A 3,890-nucleotide genomic window follows, 5' to 3' on the forward strand; every position below is an offset into this window, starting at 1 on the left:
CTACCGCCACGTGCCGCTGCTGCTGCGCCGGGCCGGGTACCGGGACTCCGGTGCGCTTCGCGCCACCAGACAGACTCAAGACCAATCCAACTTAGATACCACATCGCGATATGCGAATCGTGCGGAGTCGCTGAAAGTCACGGGGCCGCCCGGCCGCCGCTTCGTGCTCATCGTCGACGACATCGTGACGACCGGCGCGACGGTATTGGAAGCTGATCGGGCCTTTCGGGCGGCGGGGCATGTCGTGGTCGGCGTGGTCGCCCTGGCGCGCACCGCGCGCCGCGTTCCGAAGCTGGGAGCGCATGCCGAAATCCGCAGAAATTGCCCGTGACATCACCAGAGGGCGGAACTAGGTTGGTCGGCACATAGCAGGTGCGGCTCCACCCACCGGCAACCACGGTGGGAACGCACCGAGAACAGGAGGTTGCGATGGAAATCGACATCGTCGGACGCGGCGCCCAGATCACGGACCGTTTTCGCGAGTACGTGACCGAGAAGGCCGAGAAGGTGTCTCACCTGGCCGAGCGAGCTCTTGTCTTCGAGATCAAGCTCTCCCGTCTCACCACGCGGGGCGGAACGCCCGGTGACGAGAGGGTCGAGCTGACGCTCGTCGGGCGCGGGCCCGTGGTCCGCGCGGAGGCGACGGCCGCCGACAAATACGCGGCGTTCGACATCGCCATCGGCCGGCTGCTCGAGCGCGTGCGCCGCGCGAAGGACCGCCGCAAGGTGCACCGCGGTGGCGCGCACCGGCAGACCTCGTTGCACGACGCGGCGAGCGGTGCGTTCGCCCAGACCGACGTGACGCCGATCTCGGGCAACGCGCTCACGCAGCTCGCGACGGGCGCCGTCCCGGTGCAGTCCGAGGCGGCGGAGGACGAGAAGGACGAGTACTGCCCCGTCGTCATCCGCACGAAGACCTTCGCGTCCGTTCCGATGACCGTCGACGACGCGCTCTACTACATGGAGCTCGTCGGGCACGATTTCTATCTGTTCATCGACGCAGAGACCGAGCGGCCGAGCGTCGTCTACCGGCGCAAGGGCTGGGACTACGGCGTGATCCAGCTCGATGACAACGCCGACGAGCTGCAGGAGGCCGCCACGGCCGCCCGCAAACTCGAGTCCGTCAAGTAGCGGCGATCTCACGGGGCGGCGGATGCCTGAGGCATCCGCCGCCCTCTCCCTGTCCGTTCAGGGCGGGCGTGACCCGCTCGTCTAGACTGACCGGGATCCCCCGCTCTCGAACAAGTGGAGTTCTTCAGTGGCCTCAGTCCTGGAAAAGGTCCTGCGCGTCGGCGAAGGCCGGCTGCTGCGCAAGCTCGAAGGCTATGCGCGCGCCGTCAACGCTCTCGAAGACGACTTCAAGGAGCTCACCGACGACGAGCTGCGCAACGAGACCGTCGAGCTGCGCGAGCGCTACGCCGAGGGCGAGAGCCTTGACGATCTGCTGCCTGAGGCGTTCGCCGCCGTGCGAGAGGCGGCGCGCCGGGTGCTCGGCATGCGCCACTTCGACGTGCAGATCATGGGTGGCGCCGCGCTGCACCTCGGCAACATCGCCGAGATGAAGACCGGTGAGGGCAAGACTCTCGTCGCGACGACCGCCGCGTACCTCAACGCCATCCCGAGCCGCGGCGTGCACGTCATCACCACCAACGACTTCCTCGCGAGCTACCAGAGCGAGCTCATGGGCCGCGTCTACCGCGCGCTCGGCATGTCGACCGGCGTCATCCTCGCCGGCCAGACTCCCGAGGAGCGCCGCGAGCAGTACGCCGCCGACATCACCTATGGCACGAACAACGAGTTCGGCTTCGACTACCTGCGCGACAACATGGCGTGGCAGGCATCCGACATGGTCCAGCGCGGCCACAACTTCGCGATCGTCGACGAGGTCGACTCGATCCTCATCGACGAGGCGCGTACGCCGCTCATCATCTCGGGGCCGTCGTCGGGCGAGGCGAACCGGTGGTTCACCGAGTTCGCGCGGCTCGCGACCCGGCTGGTTCCCGGCGAGGACTACGAGGTCGACGAGAAGAAGCGCACGGTCGGCGTGCTCGAGCCCGGCATCGCGAAGGTCGAGGACTACCTCGGCATCGACAACCTCTACGAGTCGGCGAACACCCCGCTGATCTCGTTCCTCAACAACGCGATCAAGGCGAACGCGCTGTTCAAGCGCGACAAGGACTACGTCGTCATGAACGACGAGGTGCTCATCGTCGACGAGCACACCGGCCGCATCCTGATGGGCCGGCGCTACAACGAGGGCATCCACCAGGCGATCGAGGCGAAGGAGGGCGTGCCGGTCAAGGCCGAGAACCAGACCCTCGCCACCGTCACGCTGCAGAACTACTTCCGCCTGTACAAGAAGCTGTCGGGCATGACCGGCACCGCCGAGACCGAGGCGGCCGAGTTCATGTCGACGTACAAGCTCGGCGTGGTCGTCATTCCGACCAACAAGCCCATGATCCGCAAGGACATGCCCGACCTCGTCTACAAGAACGAAGAGGTCAAGTTCGCGCAGGTCGTCGAGGACATCGTCGCGCGGCACGAGAAGGGCCAGCCGGTGCTCGTCGGCACCACCTCGGTCGAGAAGAGCGAGTACCTCTCGCGGCTGCTCGCCAAGCGCGGCGTGCGCCACGAGGTGCTCAACGCGAAGAACCACGCTCGCGAGGCCGCGATCGTCGCACAGGCGGGCCGCCTCGGCGCCGTCACCGTCGCGACCAACATGGCCGGCCGCGGCACCGACATCATGCTCGGCGGCAACGTCGAGTTCCTCACCGTCGCCGAGCTCAACGCGCGCGGGCTGTCGCCGGAAGAGACGCCCGACGAGTACCAGGCCGCCTGGGACGAGACGTTCGAGAAGCTGAAGTCGGCCGCCGCCGAAGAGGCCGACAAGGTCCGCGAAGCGGGCGGGCTCTACGTGCTCGGCACCGAGCGCCACGAGTCGCGCCGCATCGACAACCAGCTGCGCGGCCGCTCGGGCCGCCAGGGAGACCCGGGCGAGAGCCGCTTCTACCTGTCGCTCACCGACGACCTGATGCGCCTGTTCAACGCCGGCGCCGCCGAGTCGCTGCTCGGCCGGGCATCCACGCCCGACGACCTCGCCATCGAGTCCAAGCTGGTTTCGCGCGCGATCCGCAGCGCCCAGGCGCAGGTCGAGGCGCGCAACGCCGAGATCCGCAAGAACGTCCTCAAGTACGACGACGTCCTGAACCGCCAGCGCGAGGCGATCTACGCCGACCGCCGCCACATCCTCGAGGGCGACGACCTGCACGAGCGCGTGCAGAAGTTCCTCGACGACGTCGTCGACGAGGTACTCGACGAGCACACCGGCGAGGGCAACGGCGACGACTGGGACTTCGACGCCCTGTGGAGCGAGCTCAAGACGCTGTACCCCGTCGGCATCACGATCGACGAGGTCGTCGCCGAGGCCGGGTCGAAGGGGCGCATCAACCGCGAGTTCATGCGTCGCGAGATCCTCTCCGACGCGCACGTCGCCTACCAGCGCCGCGAGGAGCAGCTCGGTGCGCCCGCGATGCGTGAGCTCGAGCGCCGCGTCGTGCTCTCGGTGATCGACCGCCGCTGGCGCGACCACCTCTACGAGATGGACTACCTGAAGGACGGCATCGGCCTGCGCGCCATGGCGCAGCGCGACCCGCTGGTCGAGTACCAGCGCGAGGGCTACGCCATGTACCAGCAGATGATGGGCGCGATTCGCGAAGAGACGATCGGATTCCTGTTCAACCTCGAGGTCGAGGTGACGCAGGCGGCCGGCGAGGTCTCGGGCGTCGCCGCGAAGGGGCTCGACCAGTCGCAGCAGCAGGGTCTGTCGTACTCGGCTCCGAGCGACTCGGGCGGGGTCGAGGTGCGCGGCCAGAGCGGCCAGGTCGACCGCG

The 3,890-nt window shown here is 67.8% G+C and carries 3 protein-coding genes; all 3 read left to right on the forward strand.

From position 1 onward, the window contains the following. Nucleotides 1-331: ComF family protein (locus ACM2XV_RS13155; RefSeq protein ID WP_487027252.1), on the forward strand; the 331-nt coding region annotated here is incomplete at its 5' end. A 98-nt stretch (nt 332-429) separates the two neighbouring features. Next, nucleotides 430-1,131 carry a ribosome hibernation-promoting factor, HPF/YfiA family gene (hpf, locus tag ACM2XV_RS13160; protein WP_344775081.1) on the forward strand — a complete coding sequence of 234 codons (702 nt, stop codon included), beginning with the start codon at nt 430-432 and terminating at the stop codon, nt 1,129-1,131. A gap of 127 nt (nt 1,132-1,258) precedes the next feature. Further along, nucleotides 1,259-3,890 (forward strand): preprotein translocase subunit SecA (secA, locus tag ACM2XV_RS13165; protein ID WP_487027253.1); only part of this gene is annotated, 2,632 nt, incomplete at its 3' end.

The sequence above is a fragment of the Gryllotalpicola sp. CP2-P1 genome (genome assembly GCF_057512245.1).

Coding starts and splice junctions, on each gene's coding strand:
- hpf (WP_344775081.1), top strand. CDS start 430: ATGGAAATCGACATCGTCGGACGCGGCGCCCAGATCACGGACCGTTTT.